Below are 22,612 nucleotides of genomic sequence, written 5' to 3'. Positions count from 1 at the left end.
ATTGTTTTTTAGGTGTTTAATATTTAACTAGTTAGTTTTTTTTAATAAAATTTTTACATTGCTTATAAGTTTTTTTAATTGAAAAAGTTTGGTAATATAATTATTACCACAAACTTCTATCTTAATTTAATATTTACTGATTTACTTTCTATTTTACTTAATATAATAGCTTTAAAACTTGTAAATTGCGGTAGTTAATAATCTATAGTTATCTACAGTATCGGTTGTTGATGTAATATCTCCACTCTCATTAATTCCTCCATATTGAGCGTTTGTATACTCAGCTTCCAAACCAATTTTTAAATTTCCTGATTTCCAACCTATTCTCGGAGAAACCCTGTAAGCACTTTCTACACTGTTACCAAAAAAACCATTAACATAAGTTATAGCCTCTCCAAAACCACCATTTTTTGCATATCCTCCAAATATTCCCCATTCCATATTAGAATTTGAAAAATCTCCCATTAATTCAGTCCAAGTAGAAAAAGTTGAATTACTTACATAATCACCATTTCCATTAATTCCAAAACCACCAATTTGTAATACATCAGTCATATTTTCACCATAGGTTGCTTCCGCTTTCCAAGTAACCTTACCTATTCTTGACCTTAAATAGGCAACAAAGGCTGTACTTGATATATTATCTTTACCTAGTTCTGGTCGAGCAGATTTAAAATTAAATCCAACTCCTCCAATTGTATTTTTAACCGATCCAAATTGTAATTGGGCATGAACTTGAGGTATTCCAGATTGACTCAAACTTGCTCCACTAGTTTGAAAATCTCTTTCAGTATATAAAACTCCTATAAATTTAAACTTTCCTTTAGTAGTTATTCTAATTTGAGGATTTCTTGCAAAAGGTTGAAATGGTACACCTGTATTAAATGAATATACGCTAGGAAAAACTTCAGTTACAAACATAGGATGCCAATATTGCCCAACTATTATATCTATTTTATTATTAGACAATTTTACAAAAGCATGTCTTAATCTAAATTCTCCAGTAGTTTCATTAGTATTACCAAAAAAAGCAGCTTCAATAACTCCAGAAGTTTTCATACCAAAAAAATCTGGACCAGTAATAGCTCCTTTTATTCGAGAATGAATAGATAAAATATTAAAATTTGATTGGTTATTTAAATCTTCTCCATCAACTAAATTTTCAACTGAAGGTAAAATATTAAAATGTCCTTCTCGAGCATTTACTGTTTGACGCGTATCATACATTACATCGGTTTTTACAAAACCACTCCATTTAATTCCAAAAGCTCTATCAGAATCAGTAGTTTGACTATAACTAAATAATGTAAAATTTAAAAATAGTATTAAGTGAATTGAAAATTGTTTTTTCATAAAATTAGTATTGATTTATTATTTGTTGCAAAAGCTAACATTTTATTTTTAGTTTTAACAATATGAAAATAAATATTTATACTCAAAAATTACATTAAAGCATTTAATTCTTTCATATTTACCCATAAAAAATATGCTTTTTTAACTTTTAAATCTGTCTTTTCAATATAGAAAGTTAATATAGCCACTATTTTTTAATAAGTATATCATAAATATATGACCATAAAAATACATTTATCATATTATAATTGAATTATATGTTTTATTAAATTAATTACAACGTTTTCGTAGTTTAGTTAAGAGTTAAAATCCTTTTTTGCTATTTTTACATGAAATAATTTAACAACTAATTTCCTACTTAATGATTAAACAAGGATTGTACTTACCAGAATTTGAACATGAAAATTGTGGAGCTGGATTCATTTGCAACTTGAAAGGGCAAAAAACAAATCAAATAATACATGATGCTTTAGAAATTTTAGTAAAACTTGAGCACCGAGGAGGAGTCAGTTCTGATGGTAAAACAGGAGACGGCGCAGGCCTATTAATTGATATTCCTCATAAATATTTCCAAAGAGTTTGTGAGTTTGAATTACCTGCTCAAAAAGAGTATGCTGTTGGAATGGTTTTCTTCCCTAAAAACAGTAATCAATATAGATATTGTAAAGAAGTTTTTGAACAAGAAATACTAAACCAAGGCTTAAAAATACTTGGCTGGAGAACCGTTCCAGTTGATTCATCTCAATTAGGTGAAATTGCCCTAGCTTCTGAACCTAGAATAGAACAGGTTTTTATAACTAAAGGTCGTATTAAAAAAGATTTAAATTTTAAAGCAAAATTATACGCTGCCAGAAAAATAACAGAACACACTATTGCAGCTTCAAAAATGTCTGAAGCTTCTTATTTTTATGTTTCAAGTTTATCCAATACCACTCTAATATATAAAGGTATTATTATGCCTGAAGATATTGGACCTTACTTTATAGATTTACAACAACCCGATTTAGTAACAAGATTAGCACTTGTACATCAACGCTTTTCAACAAATACAATGCCTTCTTGGGAATTAGCTCAACCGTTTAGATATATGTGTCAAAATGGAGAGATAAATACTTTACGTGGAAACGTAAGTAGAATGCGTGTGCGTGAAGAAATAATGAAAAGTGACATTTTTGGAGATCAAATTGATAAATTATTCCCAATTATTTTACCAGGAAAATCGGATTCAGCTTCAATGGATATGGTTGTTGAGTTGTTAACTCTTTCAGGACGTTCTTTACCAGAAGTAATGATGATGTTAATTCCTGAAGCCTGGGAAAAACACAAAACAATGTCTAAAGAACGAAAAGCATTTTACGAATACAATGCTTGTTTAATGGAACCTTGGGATGGACCAGCTTCTGTACCTTTTACTGATGGAGATTACATTGGAGCATTGTTAGATAGAAATGGTTTAAGACCTTCTAGATATACGGTTACTAAAAGCGGAAAATTAATTATGTCGTCTGAAATTGGTGTAGTTGATATTGCCCCAGAAGATATTGAAAAACATGGTAGATTAGAACCTGGAAAAATGTTCTTGGTAGATATGAATGAAGGCCGAATTATTGAAGATGAAGAAATAAAAGCCAAAATTGTATCTGAAAGACCTTATAAAGAATGGTTAGATGAAACAAGAGTTCATTTAAAAGATGTTCCTGATAATAAACAAGAGTGTCCAATAGAAACATTAGACATTAAAACACGTTCTCGTTTATATAATTACACTATTGAAGACATACAAGAGGTAATTACTCCTATGGCTCAAAAAGGAAAAGAAGCACTAGGTTCTATGGGTATTGACACTCCTTTGGCTGTATTATCTGACCGACCTCAATTAATTTCAAACTATTTTAAACAACTTTTTGCTCAAGTTACAAATCCACCTTTAGATGGAATTAGAGAAGAAATTGTTACTGACATTAGCCTAGCACTAGGTAAAGACCGAAATATTTTTAGTATTTCACAAAGGCAATGTAAAAAACTTCGAATTCAAAACCCTGTTATTTCCAATAGAGATATGGAAAAAATCAGGAACATAAAAATTGGTCGTGATTTTAAAGCAATTACCATTCAAATTTTATATAAAAAAGAAAGAGGTGTTAATGGTTTAGAAGATGCACTTGAAGATATAATATTACAAGTTTCTAAAGCTATTGAGAAAAGAAATAATATAATTATTTTATCTGATAGAGGTGCAAACCAAGAAATGGCACCAATACCAGCATTATTAGCCTGCTCATACGTTAATCATCAAATGAATCGTTTAAGAAAACGTTCATACTTTGATATTATTATTGAATCTGCAGAACCTAGAGAACCACACCAATTTGCAACTTTATTTGGTTATGGTGCAAGCGCTATAAACCCTTATATGGTAAACGAAATTATTCGCTTACAAGTTCAAGAAGGTTTTATAAAAGGTATGGACGAGCAAAAAGCTGTAGATAACTTTAATAAAGCAATTGGAACAGGATTATTAAAAATTATGAATAAAATTGGAATCTCAACATTACATTCATACCGAGGTTCTCAAATATTTGAAATTGTAGGTTTCAATTCAAAATTTGTTCAAAAATATTTCCCTTATACTGCATCTAGAATTGAAGGTGTTGGATTGTATGAAATTGAGAAAGAAATTTCAGCACGTTACAATTATGCCTACCCAAAAACACTTATTAAAAACAGATTAGGACTTAATATTGGTGGACACTACAGATGGAGAAGAGGTGGTGAAAGACACATGTTTAACCCAACAACTGTAGCTAAATTACAACAAGCTGTTAGATTAAGCGATCAAGCAAGTTATAATGTTTATGCCAAAACTGTTAATGAACAATCTGAAAATTTAATGACAATTAGAGGTTTGTTTGAATTTAACAACTACGATCCTATTCCTATTGAAGAAGTAGAACCATGGACAGATATTGTAAAACGTTTTAAAACAGGTGCAATGTCTTACGGATCTATATCTAGAGAGGCACATGAAAACCTTGCCATTGCCATGAACCGTATTGGAGGTAAAAGTAACTCTGGTGAAGGTGGTGAAGATAGAAAACGTTTTCAAAAAGATATTAATGGAGATAGTAGAAACTCGGCAATAAAACAAGTTGCTTCAGGTAGATTTGGTGTTACTTCACATTATTTAACTAATGCTGAAGAAATTCAAATTAAAATGGCGCAAGGTGCTAAACCTGGAGAAGGTGGACAATTACCAGGTGAAAAAGTATTACCATGGATTGCTGAAGCTAGAAACTCAACACCTTTTGTTGGATTAATTTCTCCTCCTCCACACCACGATATTTATTCTATTGAAGATTTAGCTCAACTAATTTTCGATTTAAAAAATGCGAATAGAGAAGCCAGAATTAATGTAAAATTAGTTTCTGAAGTTGGAGTTGGTACCATTGCTGCTGGTGTTTCAAAAGCAAAAGCAGATGTAGTATTAATTTCTGGATACGATGGTGGTACAGGAGCATCTCCTCTAACATCATTAAAACATGCAGGATTACCTTGGGAACTAGGTTTAGCTGAAGCTCAACAAACTTTAGTTATGAACGATTTACGTTCAAGAATTGTTGTTGAATGTGATGGACAATTAAAAACAGGACGTGATGTTGCTATTGCTGCTTTATTAGGAGCTGAAGAATTTGGTTTTGCAACCGCACCACTTGTTGCTTCAGGCTGTATTATGATGCGTAAATGTCATTTAAACACTTGTCCTGTTGGTATTGCAACCCAAGATAAAGAATTACGTAAAAATTTCAAAGGAACACCAGAACATGTAATTAATTTCTTCTATTATGTTGCCGAAGAATTAAGAAGTATTATGGCGCAATTAGGCTTCCGTACCATGGAAGAAATGATTGGACAAACTCATAAAATTGATTCAAACAAAGCAATTAAGCATTACAAAGCAAAAGGTTTAGATTTAACATCAATTTTACACAGACCTGAAGGCTATACAAAAATGCCTTTGAGAAATTCTGAAAAACAAGATCACGAATTAGAAAATGTACTTGATTTTAAATTATTAAAAGATTCACATAGAGCAATTTACAGAAAAGAAAAAATGGTTTTAAACTATCCTATTTGTAATATAGATCGTTCTACTGGAGCAATTTTAAGTAATGAAATTTCTAAAATATATGGTCATTTAGGATTACCTGAAGACACTCTAAATATTAATTTCACAGGTTCTGCAGGTCAAAGTTTTGGAGCATTTGGAGCTCCAGGCCTTACTTTTACAATTAATGGAAACACAAATGATTACTTAGGGAAAGGATTATCTGGAGCTAAAATAATTGTGAAAAAACCTGAAAAAGCAACTTTTCTTGCAGAAGAAAACATAATTGTAGGAAATGTTTGTTTATTTGGAGCAGTAAAAGGTGAAGCCTACATTAACGGTATTGCTGGTGAAAGGTTTGCTGTTAGAAATTCTGGAGCAACAGCCGTTGTTGAAGGAGTTGGAGATCACTGCTGTGAATATATGACTGGAGGAAAAATAGTAGTTTTAGGAAAAATAGGAAGAAATTTTGCTGCAGGAATGAGTGGAGGAATAGCTTATGTATATGATCCTCAAAATAAATTTACTAATGGATTGTGTAATACTGAAACAATTGAATTTGAAACAATTGAAAATGAAGATGCTGAAGAACTAAAAGCTTTGATTAAAAAACATGTATCAAACACAAACAGTAACCGTGGTAAAGTATTATTAAAAGATTGGCCAAACAGTTTAAGCAACTTTGTAAAGGTAATGCCTATTGAATACAAAAAAGCATTAAAACGTTTAGAAACAGAAGAACCAATGGTTGAAGAATTAACAGCATAAGAAAATGGGAAAAGTAACAGGATTTAAAGAATTCGAAAGAAAAGACGAAACATATAATTCAGTAAAAGAACGTATAACAAATTATAATGAGTTTACAAAGCCATTAAATGAAGCTGAATTAACAAAACAAGGTTCTAGATGTATGGATTGTGGAATTCCATTTTGCCATAGTGGTTGTCCGCTTGGTAATTTAATTCCAGATTTTAACCATATGGTACATCAAGGTGAATGGCAAAAAGCCTCTTGGATACTACATTCAACAAATAATTTTCCTGAATTTACGGGTAGATTGTGTCCTGCTCCATGCGAACAAGCTTGTGTACTTGGAATAATTGATGACCCTATTTCAATCGAAAATATTGAAAAAAACATTGTAGAAAGAGCTTTTAAAGAAGGGTGGATTACTCCACAAATTCCTAATAAAAGAACAGGTAAAAAAATAGCAGTTGTAGGTTCAGGACCAGCAGGTTTAGCAACCGCACAACAATTAAACAGAGCTGGTCACAAAGTAACTGTATTTGAAAGAGATGATGAAGTTGGTGGTTTATTACGCTACGGAATTCCTAATTTTAAATTAGAAAAAGGTATAATTGATAGAAGGATTGACATACTTATAAAAGAAGGTATAAAGTTTAAAACCAATACAAATGTTGGTGTAAATTATTCTGTAGAAAAATTGAAAAAATTTGATGCTATTGTTTTATGTGGTGGTGCAACTCAAAAAAGAGGTTTACCAATTGATGGAGCTAATAGTTATGGAGTAGTTCAAGCTATGGACTTTTTAACCCAACAAACCAAAGTAGTTTTAGGTAAAAAAGTAAATAATCAAATACTAGCAACCGATAAAAATGTTATTGTTATTGGAGGAGGAGATACAGGATCTGACTGTGTTGGAACCTCAAATAGACAAGGCGCCAAATCGGTAACTAATTTTGAAATTATGCCAAAACCTCCAGGGCATAGAAGCCCCTCAACACCTTGGCCTTATTGGCCATTACAATTAAAAACCTCAACTTCTCATAAAGAAGGTTGTGATAGAAATTGGTTAATTAATACCAAAGAATTTATTACTAATGAAAAAGGTGAATTAACAGCTTTAAAAACCATAAACGTTAAATGGAAAATGATTCCTGGTCAACGACCTGAATTAATTGAAATTAAAGGTACAGAAAAAACATGGCCATGTGAATTAGCTTTACTGGCATTAGGTTTTACTGGTCCAGAAGCTACTTTAGCTGAACAATTAGAAATTAAAACTGATTTTAGAAGTAATTATAAAGCGAACACTAGCGAATATCAAACAAATAAACCTAAAATTTTTACTGCTGGAGATATGCGTAGAGGACAAAGTTTAATTGTTTGGGCTATTTCTGAAGGTAGAGAAGCTGCTAGAAAAGTTGATGAATATTTAATGGGTTACAGTAATTTACCAACTAAAGGAAATGGTGATTTACCTCCAATGTAATTCTTTTATAAAATAATTTTAAAAACCATTCCTTAAACAGAATGGTTTTTTTTATTTCAAAATTCTTCCTTCCAATATTATATAACTTGCTGACAATAATCATTCTTTTTTAAGTTAACAAATTCTAATTTAGTAGTCTAAATAAATTATAAAACTAAACTTAAATAAATGAAAAAAATTATAATATTATTAGTTATAACAACAATGTTATTTTCTTGTAAAACTGAAACTAAAAAAGAAGCAATTGAGAATGTTACAAAAACTGAAGAAGTTATTGAAACTCCTCAATTAGCAATTGGTGAATTTGATATAAAAGCAGGTAAATATATAAACAAAGAGGTTCAATTAAAAGGTATTGTAGACCATGTATGTAAACATGGTGGAAAAAAGTTGTTTTTAGTAACAGATGATGGCGATGCTCATGTATTCTCTGATGAACGTTTTGAAGAAGCTTTAAAAGGAAGTGAAATTATTGTTAATGGAATAGTTGAAGAAGAAAGAATTGATGAAGCTTACTTATTAAAATTAGAAGAAGATAATATTAAAAGTCACTCTGAAGGAAAATCTAATAAAGAACAATTTGACAGTAGAAAAAAATATATTCAACAATATAGAGATAAAATGAAAACTGATAGTGTTGATCATATTTCAAACTATTCGTTAAAATACGTTTCACACAAAGAATTAAAATAACAGCTTCATTTTATTATGAAAATGAAAATTTTAAGAAAATGGAGTAGAATTCTTCATAGAGATATTGGTTATTTTTTTATTGGTACTACCTTAATTTACGCTATTTCTGGAATTGCTCTTAACCATATGAGCGACTGGAATCCAAATTATTCAGTAACAATAAAAAACTTTAATACAGATTTGAATTTAAAAAATTCAACCAATGTTAAAAAAAATATTTTAATACTATTAGATAAAGTTGATAGTAGAAAAAATTACAAAAAACACTATTACCCAAATAACAATAAATTAAAAATTTTTTTAAAAGGAGGCTCTTCAATTGTTGTTAACGTAAATAAAGGTTTTGGTACAGCTGAATATTTAAGAAAACGTCCTCTAATTTTTGAAACTAATTATCTGCACTACAACCCAAATAGAATTTGGACTTGGTTTTCTGATGCGTTTGCTGTGGCATTAATTCTATTTGCAATTACTTCGTTTTTTATGGTAAAAGGTAAAAAAGGAATTACAGGACGAGGAGGAATTTATACTGCGTTAGGATTTTTAATTCCTATTCTATTTTTAATATTCTTTATGTAAAAATAAAAAAGACTCTTAAATAGAGTCTTTTTTATTTTATTTATTTAACTGTGTAAAATCTGCAATTACAAGCGCTGCAATAGCCTCTACTATAGGTACAGCTCTTGGCACTACACAAGGATCATGACGACCTTTCCCCATCATTTCAACAATATTTCCATCCTTATCGATAGTTTGTTGTTTTTGCATTATGGTAGCAACAGGTTTAAAAGCAACCCTAAAATAAATATCCATTCCGTTGCTTATACCTCCTTGAATACCTCCAGAAAGGTTTGTTTTTGTACTTCCATCTGCATTAAAACTATCGTTATGCTCACTTCCTTTCATTTTAGCGCCACAAAATCCACTACCATATTCAAAACCTTTAACTGCATTTATTGAAAGCATTGCTTTTCCTAGTTGTGCATGTAACTTATCAAATATAGGTTCACCCAAACCAACAGGTACATTTTGTATAACACATGTTATGGTACCTCCTATTGTATCTCCCTGCTTTCTAATTTCATCTATTTTTGAAATCATTTTTTCAGCAACTTCAGCATCTGGACAACGTACAATATTATCTTCAATTTTACTAAAATCTAAATCTTGATATGGTTTTTCTAAAAACAAATCTCCAACAGAAGAAGTATACGCATTTATTTTAATATTTGGAATTGATTGTTTTGCAACCGCTCCACCAACAACCCAATTTGCAGTTTCTCTAGCTGAAGTTCTTCCTCCTCCTCTATAATCTCTATGACCATACTTTTTATCGTACGTATAATCAGCATGAGAAGGTCTATAACTATCTTTAATATGTGAATAATCATTTGAACGTTGATGCACATTTTCAATAATAAATCCAATAGAAGCACCTGTAGTTTTTCCTTCAAAAATACCAGACAAAAAACGAACTTCATCTGGTTCTTTTCTTTGAGTAACAATTTTAGATTGACCAGGTTTTCTTCTATTCATTTCAGTTTGAATAGCATCAAAATCTAATTCAATTCCTGCAGGACATCCATCAATAACACCTCCAATAGCTTCACCATGAGATTCTCCAAATGTTGTTATTGTAAATATTTTTCCAAAAGTATTTGACATATACATATTTTAAGTAGCAAATGTAAAAAAAGAATTTTACAGAAGTATCATATTTCCACTGAAAAACCGCTAAAAAAACCAGAGTTTTATTGCCATAATAATAACCATAACAATTAAAAAATAACGAATCATTCCATCTCCTTTTTTTACAGACCATCTACTTGCAAACCATCCACCAGCAGCATTACCAAGTGCTAAAGTTAAACCTAGCCTCCAATTAATAGAATTATTATATATAAAAACAGCTATTGCGGCAAATGTGTAAATTAAAACAACTACAACCTTAATAGCATTACTTTTTACTAATGAAATATTATTTACCGAAGATAAAATTAATAATATAACAAAACCTACTCCAGCCTGAATAAAACCACCATAAATTCCAACAAAAAAGAACAGTACAATACTTAACCACAAATGCTTACCTGTTGTTTTCTCTATGCCTTCTAAATGCTTAAATTTAGACTTAAACACCATATAAAACACAACTAAAATCATTATAATAGCAAATATTTTATTAAAAGTATCTCCTTTGATATCAACAGCTATTTGTGCACCTAAAATTGAACCTAATAAAGCTGAAATACCTATATAAATACTAAAAGGAAACGTAACAACTCCTTTACTTTTAAAACCAGCAGTTGTAAATATGCTTTGAAAAAAAATTCCAATTCTATTTGTTCCATTTGCAATATTTGGTGGTAAGCCTAAAAAAATAAGAATTGGTAAGGTAAGTAAAGACCCTCCACCTGCTATTGTATTAATTACTCCAGTAACAAAACCAACTATTACCAGTACTATAATTTCTACTAAAGGATTCATCTAAATAATTGAAATGCAAATGTATGTTTATTTTTATTTAAAAAAAGTCTAAAAAAGTTTGAGCAAAACAAAAAAGCGTTTTATATTTGCAACCGCTAAAGGAGAAATGGCAGAGTGGTCGAATGCGGCAGTCTTGAAAACTGTTGAGGGTCACACCTCCGGGGGTTCGAATCCCTCTTTCTCCGCTAAAAACTCGAAACATACGTTTCGAGTTTTTTTATTTTATATCTTCGCATAACAATTTAAGACCTTGGAAAACAACAACTCAATAAATTTAAACAAGTACATAAGTTCTACTGGAATTTGTTCCAGGCGAGAAGCTGAAAAGTTTATAACAAGTGGCTCCGTTACTATAAATGGAAAAACAGCCCAACTAGGAAACCGCGTTTCTAAAGGCGATATTGTTGAAATTAATGGAAAACCCTTAAAAAATAAGCCAAAAACACTTTATATCGCTTTTAATAAACCTGTTGGTATTGTTTGTACAACTGACTCCAAAGAGAAAAAAAATATTATAAAATATATTAATCATAAAGATCGATTATTTCCCATTGGAAGATTAGATAAACCTTCTCAAGGACTTATTTTTTTAACCAATGATGGAGATATTGTAAATAAAATTCTTCGTGCTGGAAATAATCACGAAAAAGAATACATTGTTTCTGTAAATAAACCCATAACTGCTGAATTCATAAAAAAAATGGGAAATGGAATTCCTATTTTAGGAACTATTACAAAGAAATGTTATGTAGCTCAAATAGATAAATTCACATTTAAAATAGTACTTGTACAAGGTCTAAACCGTCAAATTAGACGTATGTGCGAGTATTTAGGTTATAATGTTACTAAATTGAATAGAACACGTATTATGAATGTTAATTTAGGAAATTTGAAAATTGGTGATTGGCGAGAAATTTCAAAAAATGAAATGAAAAAAATTAACGAAATGGTTAATTCTTCATCAAAAACTGAAGAAGCTTCCGTTGACTTAAAGAAAAAATTTCAAAGACCTAGAAAGAAATAAATTTCAATCTTCTTTTTCAACCTTATAATCTCTCAATTACTTATATTTGCCGACTATGCAATTTGAATTAAAAACAACAGACCCAAATAGTAAGGCAAGAGCCGGTGTTATTACAACAGATCATGGTAAAATTGAAACACCGATTTTTATGCCTGTTGGAACTGTAGGAACTGTAAAAGGAGTTCACCAAACTGAACTAAAAAACGAGATAAATCCAGACATTATTCTTGGAAACACTTATCATTTATATTTACGCCCACAAACTAAAATTTTAGAAAAAGCAGGTGGCTTACATAAATTTATAAACTGGGATAGAAATATTTTAACCGATAGTGGAGGTTACCAAGTTTATTCGCTCTCTGAAAGAAGAAAAATTAAAGAAGAAGGCGTTAAATTTAAAAGTCATATTGATGGATCCTACCATACATTTACTCCGGAAAATGTAATGGAAATTCAAAGAAGTATTGGTGCTGATATAATTATGGCATTTGACGAATGTACACCCTACCCTTGCGATTATAATTACGCTAAACGCTCTATGCACATGACACATCGATGGCTAGAACGTTGTATTACACATTTAGACAAAACACCTTATAAATACAATTATTCTCAAGCTTTTTTCCCAATTGTACAAGGAAGTACCTATAAAGACTTAAGAAAACAATCGGCTGAATATATTGCAGGTGTTGGTGCAGAAGGTAATGCAATTGGAGGTTTATCTGTTGGTGAACCTGCAGAAGAAATGTATGAAATGACTGAAATTGTAACAGCTATTTTACCAAAAGACAAACCTAGATATTTAATGGGCGTTGGTACACCAATAAATATTCTTGAAAATATTGCATTAGGTATTGATATGTTTGATTGTGTAATGCCAACAAGAAATGCTAGAAATGGAATGCTTTTTACGGCTCATGGAACCATTAACATTAAAAACAAAAAATGGGAAGACGACTTCTCTCCTATTGATGAAATGGATATAACGTATGTTGATACATTGTACTCTAAAGCATATTTACGCCATTTATTTGCTTCAAAAGAATTATTAGGAAAACAAATTGCTTCCATCCACAATTTAGGTTTTTATTTATGGTTGGTTCGAGAAGCTAGAAAACATATATTAGCAGGAGATTTTACCGAATGGAAAAATCGAATGGTTAAACAAATGAATAAACGCTTGTAAAAGTTGAAAATACTTGATAAATATATACTAAAAAAATATTTAAGTTCCCTAATTCTAATATTGGGGCTTTTATTACCTATTGCAATCGCTATTAATGTATCTGAAAAAATTGATAAGTTTTTAAGACATGATGATTTAGGAATAGGAGAAATTATCCAAGATTACTATGTTAACTTTATAGTTATATTTGGTAATACTTTTTTGCCTTTAGCATTGTTTATTGCTGTAATATTTTTCACATCAAAGCTAGCAAGTAATACAGAAATTATTGCAATTCATTCTGCAAAATTATCATTTACAAGGTTTTTAAAACCTTATTTTGTTGGTGCAACAATAGTAACGTTGTTTGCTTTAGCAATGAATCATTTTGTGGTTCCAAAAAGTAATAAAGTTTTTAATGAATTTGAAAGAACCTATTTAAAAAAGAAAAAATATAACCAAAACTTATTACTTAATGTAAATCTTCAATTAACTGATAGTACCTATATTTTTATAAAACAATACCATACAGAGAGAGATATGGGCTACGATTTTAGTTTTGAAAAATTTGAAGGTAATAAATTAAAACAAAAATTAATGGCGAGTTCTATTAGATGGGATAAACAAGATACTCTGTTTAAATTATCAAATTATAGACGTAGAACAATTTTAGCTTCAAAAGATATTATTGAAACAGGTTCTAATTTAGATACACTATTTGATTTTTCTCCAGACGATTTGGTAAATGTAGACTATAAAGCTAAAGAAATGAATTCTATAGAATTGGCAAAATTTATTAATAAATCCGAAAAACGAGGAATTAGTAATTTAAACACCTATTTAGTCGAATTTCATAAAAGAACCAGCTTACCAGTTTCATCATACATACTAACATTTATCGCTGTTGCATTGTCATCACGTAAAAAACGTGGTGGAATGGGTGTTAATTTAGCTATAGGAATATCGCTAATGTTTCTTTATGTTTTCTTTTTGAAAATTGCTGAAGTTTTAGGTGCAGGTGCAGAAACAAATTCATTATTTATGGTTTGGTTACCAAACCTTATTTTTGGTGCTTTAGCTATTTATTTATTCTTTAAAAATGCCAGAAACTAATTTAAAACATTATTTACACCTCCATTTACTAGTTTTTATTTGGGGATTCACTGCTATTTTAGGAGCTCTTATTTCTATTGATTCTGTTCCGTTAGTTTGGTATAGAATGCTTATGGCCACTATTATTGTTTTAGCCTATTTTATAATTAAAAGAAAAAAATTAGCAATTCCTCCAAAGGCAATTATTAAATTTATAATTGGTGGAATTTTAATTGCTGTACATTGGATAGCATTTTTTTCTGCAATTAAAATTGCTAATGTATCTATTGCATTAGTAGCTATGAGTACTGGAGCGCTATTCACCTCATTAATTGAACCTATATTTTTTAGAAGAAAAATAATTCCATTAGAATTACTATTCGGACTAATTGTTGTTTCTGGCTTATATTTAATTTTTAATGTAGAAGGAGAATATAGTTTAGGTATTATTTATGCTTTAATTGCAGCATTTTTATCTGCATTATTTTCAGTATTAAATGGATTGTATGTAAAACAATACGAAGGTGAAGTTATCTCTTTTTACCAGCTTTTATTTGGTGTAACTTTTATAACAATATACATTTTATCAACCACAGGCTTTAACATTGAAGACTACACATTAACAAATACAGATATATTATACTTATTTATTTTAAGTAGTATTTGTACAGCATACGCGTTTATAGTTTCAATAAATATTATGAAATATCTAACACCATATACCGTTATGCTTACCATTAATTTAGAACCTGTTTATGGAATAATATTAGCAGTAATTGTATTTGGTGAGAAAGAGAAAATGAGCTTTGAATTTTACATTGGAGCTTGTATTATTCTTATAACTGTTATAGTTAATGGAATTATAAAAAATAAAAAATCACGAAAATTACCTATATAAATTTTAGAAGTTATATATATTTGTATTTACATCCAAAATAAAAAAAATGGAATATTTAGAATTTGAATTACCTATTAAAGAACTAGAAGAGCAGTTAGACAAATGCGAAATAATTGGTAAAGAAAGCGGTGTTGATGTTAGCGAAAGCTGCCAAAACATTGAAAAAAAATTGCTAAAAACTAAAACAGATATATATAAAAATCTTACAGCATGGCAACGTGTACAACTTTCTCGTCACCCAAGCAGACCATACACATTAGATTACATTAATTTCTTGGCTGGAGGTACTTTTATGGAACTTCATGGAGATAGAACTGTATATGATGATAAAGCAATGGTTGGAGGTTTAGGTAAAATTGGTGATCAATCGTTTATGTTTATTGGTCAACAAAAAGGTTACAATACAAAAACACGACAGTATAGAAATTTTGGAATGTCAAATCCTGAAGGCTATAGAAAAGCTTTACGACTAATGAAAATGGCAGAAAAATTTGGAATTCCAGTAATTACGCTATTAGACACACCTGGAGCTTATCCTGGTTTAGAAGCTGAAGAACGCGGACAAGGTGAAGCAATTGCAAGAAATATTTTTGAAATGACCAAATTAAAAACACCTATTATAACTGTTGTAATTGGTGAAGGAGCTTCTGGAGGTGCCGTAGGTATTGGAGTTGGTGACAGAGTTTATATGATGGAAAACACTTGGTATTCTGTTATTTCTCCTGAATCTTGTTCTTCAATTTTATGGAGAAGCTGGGAACATAAAGAAGAAGCTGCTGAAGCATTAAAATTAACTGCTGAAGACATGAAAAAGCAGAAAATAATTGATGGAATTATTAAAGAACCTCTTGGAGGTGCTCATTTTGACAGAGTTACAGCTTTTGAAGAAGTTAAAAAAACAATTATTAAAGCTTACGATCAATTAAAAGATTTATCTGACAAAGAGCTTATAAAACAACGAATGGATAAATACATCTCGATGGGTGAATATAAAGGATAAAAAATTGACTAAAAAACCTCTCAAAATTGAGAGGTTTTTTAGTAATTTTGAGTATGTATATACTCAATTCAAAACAAATTGCTTTAGCTGATAAAGCTACTATAGAAAATAATAATATTTCTTCCATTGATTTAATGGAACATGCAGCCTCACAATGCTTTCATTGGCTACATTCTAGACTTCAGGGTCAACAAATAAAAATTCACGTTTTTTGCGGTATTGGAAATAATGGTGGTGACGGTTTAGTAATTGCTAGACTACTACATCAACACGGTTATAATATTGAATGCTATGTAGTAAACTTTAGTGAGAAAAGAACTGAAGAATTTCTAATAAATTACAACAGATTAAAAGAAATTGGAGAATGGCCAAAAGTAATTACTTGCGAAAAAGAATTCCCCGAAGTTAAATTTGAAGATATTGTAATAGATGCCATATTTGGTAATGGACTTACAAGACAACCAAAAGGTTTTACAAAAAAATTAATTCAATATATAAACAGTACAAAAGTATTTACTTTGGCTATCGATTTCCCTTCTGGGTTGTATAGCTCAAAAAGTGTAAAAAATCCAAATACAGTTTTAAAAGCAGGACATGTGCTAACCTTTCAATGTCCTAAAATGGCTTTTCTTCTTCCTGAAAATAAAAACTATTTTAGTACATGGGAAGTAGTAGAAATAGGACTAGATGAAGAGTATATTGCTAGTTTAAAACCAAAAAATCACTTCATTACTAAAAATGAAATTATTCCATTATACAAACCTCGAGAAAAATGGTCTCATAAAGGTACTTATGGACACTCATTAATAATTGGTGGAAGCTTTGGTAAAATTGGAGCTGTTACTTTAGCTGCAAAAGCTGCTTTAAAAATAGGAAGTGGATTAGTTTCTACATATGTACCAAAATGTGGTTATACAATTTTACAAACTTCAATTCCAGAAGCTATGGTTGAAGTTGATGAAGACAATGCACTTAACTATTTTAATTTTAAAACTAAACCCACTGTAATAGGAGTTGGTCCAGGAATGGGAACTTTAGAAAAAACTGTTATTGGTTTTGGAAAATTTTTAAAAGAGAATAAAATACCTTTAGTTATAGACGCTGACGCTATAAATATAATTTCTGAAAATAAAGATTTTTTAAACTATCTACCTGCTAAATCAATTTTAACCCCACATCCAAAAGAGCTTGAGAGATTGGTTGGCTCATGGGAAAATAATTACGAAAAACTTAAACTTGCTACAAAAATATCTAAAGAATTTAATGTTATTTTAGTTTTAAAAGATGCTCATACTATTATTATAGATGGGAATTCAAAATTTATTAACTCTACAGGAAACCCTTCTTTGGCTACTGGAGGTAGTGGTGATGTTTTAACTGGAATAATAACAGGATTAATAGCGCAAGGTTATTCTCCAATAAACGCAGCAATTTTCGGAGTTTATTTACATGGTAGAACCGCTGATTTAGGTTCTCAAGATTTAGGTTTTGAAACTTTTACCGCAAGTACTATTTTAGAATATTTACCAGATGCCCTTCTAGATTTATTTAAAAAAGAAGAACCTATTCAAAAAGAAGAAGAAACAGAAGAACCAAAAGAATAAAAAAAAAGCTCCTAAAATTAGGAGCTTTTTAACAAACATTTTTTAATAAATTAAATTCCTAAAGCCTTTAATTCTTCTTTTAAAGCTGGATTTGAAGGTCTTTTAGCATTTGAATCTACTATTTTTCCTTGAGGATCAATAAGTATAAAACGAGGTATACTATTAACATTATATTCTCTAATAAAATCAGAATTAAAATCTTTATCAGCAAATAATTGAATACCACTTAATTGTTCAGCTGCAACCATTTTTTTCCAGCTATCGTAACTTCCACGTTTACCATCAACATTATCTACTGAAATACTTACAAACTCAATATTTTTACCATGAAAATCTTCTTCTAAAGCTTTTAATGATGGTATTTCGCGTTTACAAGGTCCACACCAAGTAGCCCAAATATCTATGTAAACATATTTTCCTTTTAAATCAGTTAATGATGTTTTCCCACCTTTAAAATTTTCATAATTTTCAAAAACTGGTGAATCATTTCCGGCTGCAAATTTCACTAAATTAGAATGTTCACGCTCATAACTTGATTCTACAAACCCAAAAAATTGTTTATTATTTTTTTCTGCTATTTCTAATACTAAAGAGTCAACATTTTTTTTATTAAATGCATTTATTTCGTCTTTAGCTGAAGCTATTTTTGTTTTAAATGCTGCTTCATCTAATTTAAAATACTCTTTTGGATCTCCTTTCTCTCCAGTGAAAAAGTTAATTAAATTAGCAAAATAAATATTTGATTCTTTTCCGTTACCCTCAAAATCAAAACTTTCAGTAGGCTTTTCTCCATTTTGAGAAATTTTTAAATTGTACCCATTTTCCAAGAAAATAGTAGTTTTCACACCATCCTCTGTACTTATTGCATACATATCTTTCTTAATTTTTAAAGTATCTGAAAAATTACCATCTTCATCAACTTTTATAATTTTTGAATAACTTCTACCATTCAGTAATAATTCATTTGCTGTTGTATTAATTTTACCAGATACTTTAGCATATTCCGGATTTTCTGTTTTACATGCTGCAAAAACTACTATTGCAACTACCATTAAAGTTAATTTCTTCATTTTATATATTTAATTTATTTAAATCATTTATTAATTTAGAATCTGACGGACGTTTTGCGTTAGAATTTATTATATTTCCTTCTGTATCAATTAAAATAAAACGAGGAATTCCTTTAATTAAATAATCCTTTACAAAATCAGATTCCCAATCTTTGTCGGCAAATAATTGAACACCTTTCAATTCTAAATCTGTTACCATTTTTTTCCAAGTTTCATGGTCTTTAGCTTTATCTACTGAAATACTGATAAACTCAATATTTTTCCCATGATATTTTTTCTCTAATTCTTTTAATGAAGGTATTTCTCGCTTACAAGGTCCACACCAAGTAGCCCAAACATCAATATATACATATTTTCCTTTAAAATCATCTAACGAAGTTGTTCCACCATTAAAATTTTCATAATCCACAAATTTTGGAGAAGGTTGTCCTTTAGCAACTGTTTTAAGCTTATTATAACTTTCAGTTATTTTAGCTTTATGCTCATTATTTGAAGAATTATCCATATATAACTTGTAATAATCTTCTAAATTTTCAGTGTATGTTATGCCGTATTTTACATCATCAAACAATAGTTGATTTTTTATTTTTTCGTTTTCAGCTTTACTTACGGCAACTAAAAAAGCAATATCTTCTGAAATGGAATCTGTTTCTATTAATTTTGAAGCTGCTTCTCTATAGTGCGTGTTTACCATGTTTTTATAACCTTGAGAAAACATAAAGTCTTCTTCGTTATTAAAATCGGTTACTTTTTCAACATCAGCTAATAAATTTTCAGACGCCTTAAAATCTTTATCTTGAGCATAATGTGCATGGTAACGTTCAAAAATAGTTAAGTTTGAAATATAATCATAGTTAATATTACGTAACTCTTTAGCTTTAAACGCTTCTGAAATATTACTTGTTGAATTTAATAATTCAATAGCTGCATTTTTTGCTTCTATACGAGTAGCTTTATAATCAGCTTCATTTTTTTTGTAAATTTCTGGTCCGTTACCTATAATTTCTTTAACTCTTTTATTTTTTAATAATAGATAGTTAGAAATTTCAGATCCTTTTCCAGTAATAACTAGAGTACTATCCATATTTTCAGCATCAAAATCAACTTTAATACTTGAACCATTTTCAATAAAAAGCTCTACTCCATTTCTACCTTGATATAAAATATATTTATTAGGTTCAACTTTTAAAGTATCTAAAAACGAACCATCTTCATTTACTTTAATAACTTGCTTAAAGTATCTATCTGAACTTATTACAGTTAGATCTTCAGCAGATTTATTTATTATTTTTCCAGAAATAATTGCATATTCTACTGCTGTTTCTTTTTTGCAAGAAACAACAAGCATTAATGCAATAAAAAACATTATTCTTTTCATTATATTTAATTGATTTATTTACAATTTCCCAAAGATAAAATTAAAAAAACAATTCATTATTGTTAGTATAACTTTAACAAAATATTTGCATATGTGCTTTTGAATCTCCAACTTTGAAATACCAATTTATAGTTATGACAAATTATCACTTCATAAATTCAGATTCAATTAGTTTTGAAAATTTAAGAACAATTATTCATACTAACATGCTCTTAAAATTATCTGATGAAGCTATTGATAATATAAAAAAATGTAGACTTTATTTAGATGAAAAAATAAAAAACAATCACCAACCAATTTATGGTATAAACACAGGTTTTGGATCGTTATGCAATGTTAAAATAGACAATAAAAATTTAAGAAAATTACAAGAAAATTTAGTTAAAAGCCATGCTTGTGGTACAGGAGAAGAAGTCCCTCAAGATATTGTAAAGTTAATGTTGTTACTTAAAATTCAATCGTTAAGTTACGGACATTCAGGAGTTCAACTCGAAACTGTATTACGCTTAATTGATTTTTACAATAATAATATTATACCTATTGTATTTACACAAGGTTCTTTAGGCGCTTCGGGAGATTTAGCTCCGTTAGCACATTTATCACTACCACTTTTTGGAGAAGGTAACGTACATTATAAAGGTAAAAAAGTTACTGGAAAGTCTATTTTAAAAAAATTTGAATGGAGTAAAATAAAATTAAAATCTAAAGAAGGTTTAGCTCTTTTAAACGGAACACAGTTTATGACAGCATACGGTGTGCATTTAGTTTTAAAATCGTACAAACTTTCATATTTAGCTGATTTAATTGGTACACTTTCACTGGAAGCCTTTGATGGCAGAATTTCTCCTTTTAAGGATTTAATTCATAAAATTAGACCACATTACGGACAATTAAAAACTGCAAAACGTATTAAAGAATTTTTACAAGAAAGTGAAATAATACATCAATCAAAAGAACATGTTCAAGATCCATATTCATTTAGATGCATACCACAAGTACATGGAGCTAGTAAAGATGCTTTTGAATATGTAAAAAAAGTATTTACAACTGAAATTAATTCAGTTACAGATAATCCAAATATTTTTATTGAAGAAGACGAAATTATTTCTGGAGGAAATTTTCATGGTCAACCATTGGCGTTGGCGTTAGATTTTTTAGCTATTGCACTTGCCGAATTAGGTAATATTTCTGAACGAAGAATTTTTCAATTAGTTTCTGGTTTACGTGGCTTACCTCCTTTTTTAGTTAAAAATCCAGGTTTAAACAGTGGTTTTATGATTCCTCAATATACTGCAGCTAGTATTGTAAACCAAAATAAACAATTAGCAAACCCTTGCTCAACAGATTCTATAGTTTCAAGTAATGGACAAGAAGATCATGTAAGTATGGGCGCAAATTCTGCTACCAAAGCAAAACGGATAGTTGATAATTTAGAAACTATTTTGGCTATTGAATTGTTAAATGCTTCTCAAGCTCTACATTTTAGATTGCCTTTAAAAACATCACCTTTTCTTGAATCAATTTTAAAATCTTTTAGAGATGAAGTAGATTTTATAGAAAATGACAAAATTTTAAGTACTGAAATTGAAAAAACAAAACTATTTATAAAACATTTGGTTATAGATAATGAAGAAATTTTTAGTTAAAAATTATATTCATATCAAAAAAAAAAACACTCTTTTAAAGAGTGTTTTTTTTGATTAATTCAAACATTTATTATTTACTTTCTATTTTATTATGAGAATACTTTTATTTAAATTTTATTATTACTTACTTTATTAATGAAAAACAAAATTCTTTTGTTTTACTATGCAAATATACAAAGAGAAATTATTACTACAACGTTTTCTTTGTGAAATTATTATTAATTTAACATTAAAACGCTCTTTTATTAATTCTTTAACATATTTAAGAACGTCTAATTAGCATATTTTTAACAAATGTACACTGTACAATTGCTAAAATATACGTTCTCCTAATTTTTTTAATTATATTAGTTTTAAATCAAAATTTAACTTCATGAAAAAATTAACCTATTTATTACTTTTTATTACAATTCTACTTTCTTGTAAATCAGAAATACCAAAAGAAAAAATTTCGGAAAATATTGAAATTCAACAACAGAAATTTGATGAGGATCTAGCAAAAAAATATGGAGCTGATGATTATGGAATGAAAAAATATGTAATTGCCTTTTTAAAAAGAGGTCCAAACAGAAATCAAGATTCTATTACTAAAGCCAACCTTCAACGTAAACATATGGCTAATATTAATAAATTAGCTAAAGAAGGTAAACTAGTTTTAGCTGGACCATTTTTGGGTAATGATAATTTACGTGGAATATATATATTTGATGTTGAAAGTATTGAAGAAGCAAAAAAACTAACAGAAACAGATCCTGCAATAAAAGCTGGTTCTTTAGAAATGGAACTCAAAGAATGGTATGGTTCAGCTGCCTTAATGGCTATTAATAAGCTACACAAAAAAATAGCAAAAATTGAAATATAAAA

General features: G+C 29.3%; 17 protein-coding genes and 1 tRNA gene. 13 read left to right on the top strand and 5 right to left on the bottom strand.

Annotated features, from left to right (window positions below; genetic code table 11):
• Positions 1–171 precede the first annotated feature (171 nt).
• On the bottom strand, positions 172–1,353 hold the full coding sequence (locus R3X25_RS08185; RefSeq protein ID WP_317673703.1) for a hypothetical protein: 1,182 nt from the start codon (positions 1,351–1,353) through the stop codon (positions 172–174).
• 361 nt (positions 1,354–1,714) lie between these two features.
• On the opposite strand from R3X25_RS08185, the gene gltB reads away from it, so the two are divergent.
• The 4 genes from gltB to R3X25_RS08165 all read left to right on the top strand — a co-directional run bounded on the left by gltB (position 1,715) and on the right by R3X25_RS08165 (position 8,963).
• Positions 1,715–6,226: a glutamate synthase large subunit gene (gene gltB / locus R3X25_RS08180; RefSeq protein ID WP_317673701.1), complete on the top strand. Its 4,512-nt coding sequence runs from the start codon at positions 1,715–1,717 to the stop codon at positions 6,224–6,226.
• A 4-nt stretch (positions 6,227–6,230) separates the two neighbouring features.
• A complete protein-coding gene (locus tag R3X25_RS08175; protein ID WP_317673699.1) occupies positions 6,231–7,691 on the top strand; it encodes a glutamate synthase subunit beta in 1,461 nt (486 codons plus the stop codon).
• A 168-nt stretch (positions 7,692–7,859) separates the two neighbouring features.
• Positions 7,860–8,384 (top strand): hypothetical protein, encoded by a 525-nt coding sequence (locus R3X25_RS08170; RefSeq protein WP_317673697.1) that lies wholly within the window; start codon positions 7,860–7,862, stop codon positions 8,382–8,384.
• 21 nt (positions 8,385–8,405) lie between these two features.
• The gene (locus R3X25_RS08165) at positions 8,406–8,963 is read left to right on the top strand and encodes a PepSY-associated TM helix domain-containing protein (RefSeq protein ID WP_317673695.1); all 558 of its coding nucleotides are present in this window, start codon (positions 8,406–8,408) and stop codon (positions 8,961–8,963) included.
• 36 nt (positions 8,964–8,999) lie between these two features.
• Here the strand turns inward: R3X25_RS08165 and aroC are convergent, their stop codons facing one another.
• Positions 9,000–10,049 (bottom strand): chorismate synthase, encoded by a 1,050-nt coding sequence (aroC, locus tag R3X25_RS08160; protein ID WP_317673693.1) that lies wholly within the window; start codon positions 10,047–10,049, stop codon positions 9,000–9,002.
• A 69-nt stretch (positions 10,050–10,118) separates the two neighbouring features.
• Positions 10,119–10,871, bottom strand: coding sequence for a sulfite exporter TauE/SafE family protein (locus R3X25_RS08155; protein ID WP_317673692.1), 753 nt, complete (start codon positions 10,869–10,871; stop codon positions 10,119–10,121).
• Between the two features lie 100 nt (positions 10,872–10,971).
• On the opposite strand from R3X25_RS08155, the gene R3X25_RS08150 reads away from it, so the two are divergent.
• The 7 genes from R3X25_RS08150 (at position 10,972) to R3X25_RS08120 (ending at position 17,654) form a co-directional block, all read left to right on the top strand.
• Positions 10,972–11,056 (top strand) — tRNA-Ser (locus R3X25_RS08150).
• 65 nt (positions 11,057–11,121) lie between these two features.
• Entirely contained in the window at positions 11,122–11,895 is a 774-nt protein-coding gene (rluF, locus tag R3X25_RS08145; protein WP_317673691.1) for a 23S rRNA pseudouridine(2604) synthase RluF, read from the top strand.
• 55 nt (positions 11,896–11,950) lie between these two features.
• Positions 11,951–13,081, top strand: a complete 1,131-nt coding sequence (gene tgt / locus R3X25_RS08140; RefSeq protein ID WP_317673690.1) for a tRNA guanosine(34) transglycosylase Tgt — start codon at positions 11,951–11,953, stop codon at positions 13,079–13,081.
• Positions 13,082–13,084: 3 nt separating this feature from the next.
• A complete protein-coding gene (locus R3X25_RS08135) occupies positions 13,085–14,173 on the top strand; it encodes an LptF/LptG family permease (RefSeq protein WP_317673689.1) in 1,089 nt (362 codons plus the stop codon).
• Positions 14,160–15,050 (top strand): DMT family transporter, encoded by an 891-nt coding sequence (locus tag R3X25_RS08130; RefSeq protein WP_317673688.1) that lies wholly within the window; start codon positions 14,160–14,162, stop codon positions 15,048–15,050. Before R3X25_RS08135 ends, R3X25_RS08130 begins: the two co-directional genes overlap by 14 nt.
• Positions 15,051–15,096: 46 nt before the next feature.
• Complete coding sequence (locus R3X25_RS08125; protein WP_317673687.1) at positions 15,097–16,050, top strand: acetyl-CoA carboxylase carboxyltransferase subunit alpha; 954 nt, start codon at positions 15,097–15,099, stop codon at positions 16,048–16,050.
• Positions 16,051–16,103: 53 nt separating this feature from the next.
• On the top strand, positions 16,104–17,654 hold the full coding sequence (locus R3X25_RS08120) for an NAD(P)H-hydrate dehydratase (protein WP_317673685.1): 1,551 nt from the start codon (positions 16,104–16,106) through the stop codon (positions 17,652–17,654).
• 50 nt (positions 17,655–17,704) lie between these two features.
• On the opposite strand, the gene R3X25_RS08115 is transcribed toward R3X25_RS08120, so the two are convergent.
• Together R3X25_RS08115 and R3X25_RS08110 are read right to left on the bottom strand one after the other, a co-directional pair.
• Complete coding sequence (locus R3X25_RS08115) at positions 17,705–18,724, bottom strand: TlpA disulfide reductase family protein (protein WP_317673683.1); 1,020 nt, start codon at positions 18,722–18,724, stop codon at positions 17,705–17,707.
• Between the two features lies 1 nt (position 18,725).
• Positions 18,726–20,102: a TlpA disulfide reductase family protein gene (locus R3X25_RS08110; protein ID WP_317673681.1), complete on the bottom strand. Its 1,377-nt coding sequence runs from the start codon at positions 20,100–20,102 to the stop codon at positions 18,726–18,728.
• A gap of 134 nt (positions 20,103–20,236) precedes the next feature.
• Here R3X25_RS08110 and hutH point away from each other — a divergent pair, with 134 nt between their 5' ends.
• Both hutH and R3X25_RS08100 read left to right on the top strand, forming a co-directional pair.
• The gene (gene hutH / locus R3X25_RS08105) at positions 20,237–21,748 is read left to right on the top strand and encodes a histidine ammonia-lyase (protein ID WP_317673680.1); all 1,512 of its coding nucleotides are present in this window, start codon (positions 20,237–20,239) and stop codon (positions 21,746–21,748) included.
• 373 nt (positions 21,749–22,121) lie between these two features.
• A complete protein-coding gene (locus R3X25_RS08100; protein ID WP_317673679.1) occupies positions 22,122–22,610 on the top strand; it encodes a YciI family protein in 489 nt (162 codons plus the stop codon).
• Positions 22,611–22,612 lie beyond the last annotated feature (2 nt).

The sequence above is a fragment of the Lutibacter sp. TH_r2 genome, from assembly GCF_033101135.1.
Taxonomy (GTDB): domain Bacteria; phylum Bacteroidota; class Bacteroidia; order Flavobacteriales; family Flavobacteriaceae; genus Lutibacter.
The sequence above is the reverse complement of the archived record's forward strand: the minus strand, read 5'-3'. Positions and strand labels throughout refer to the sequence as shown.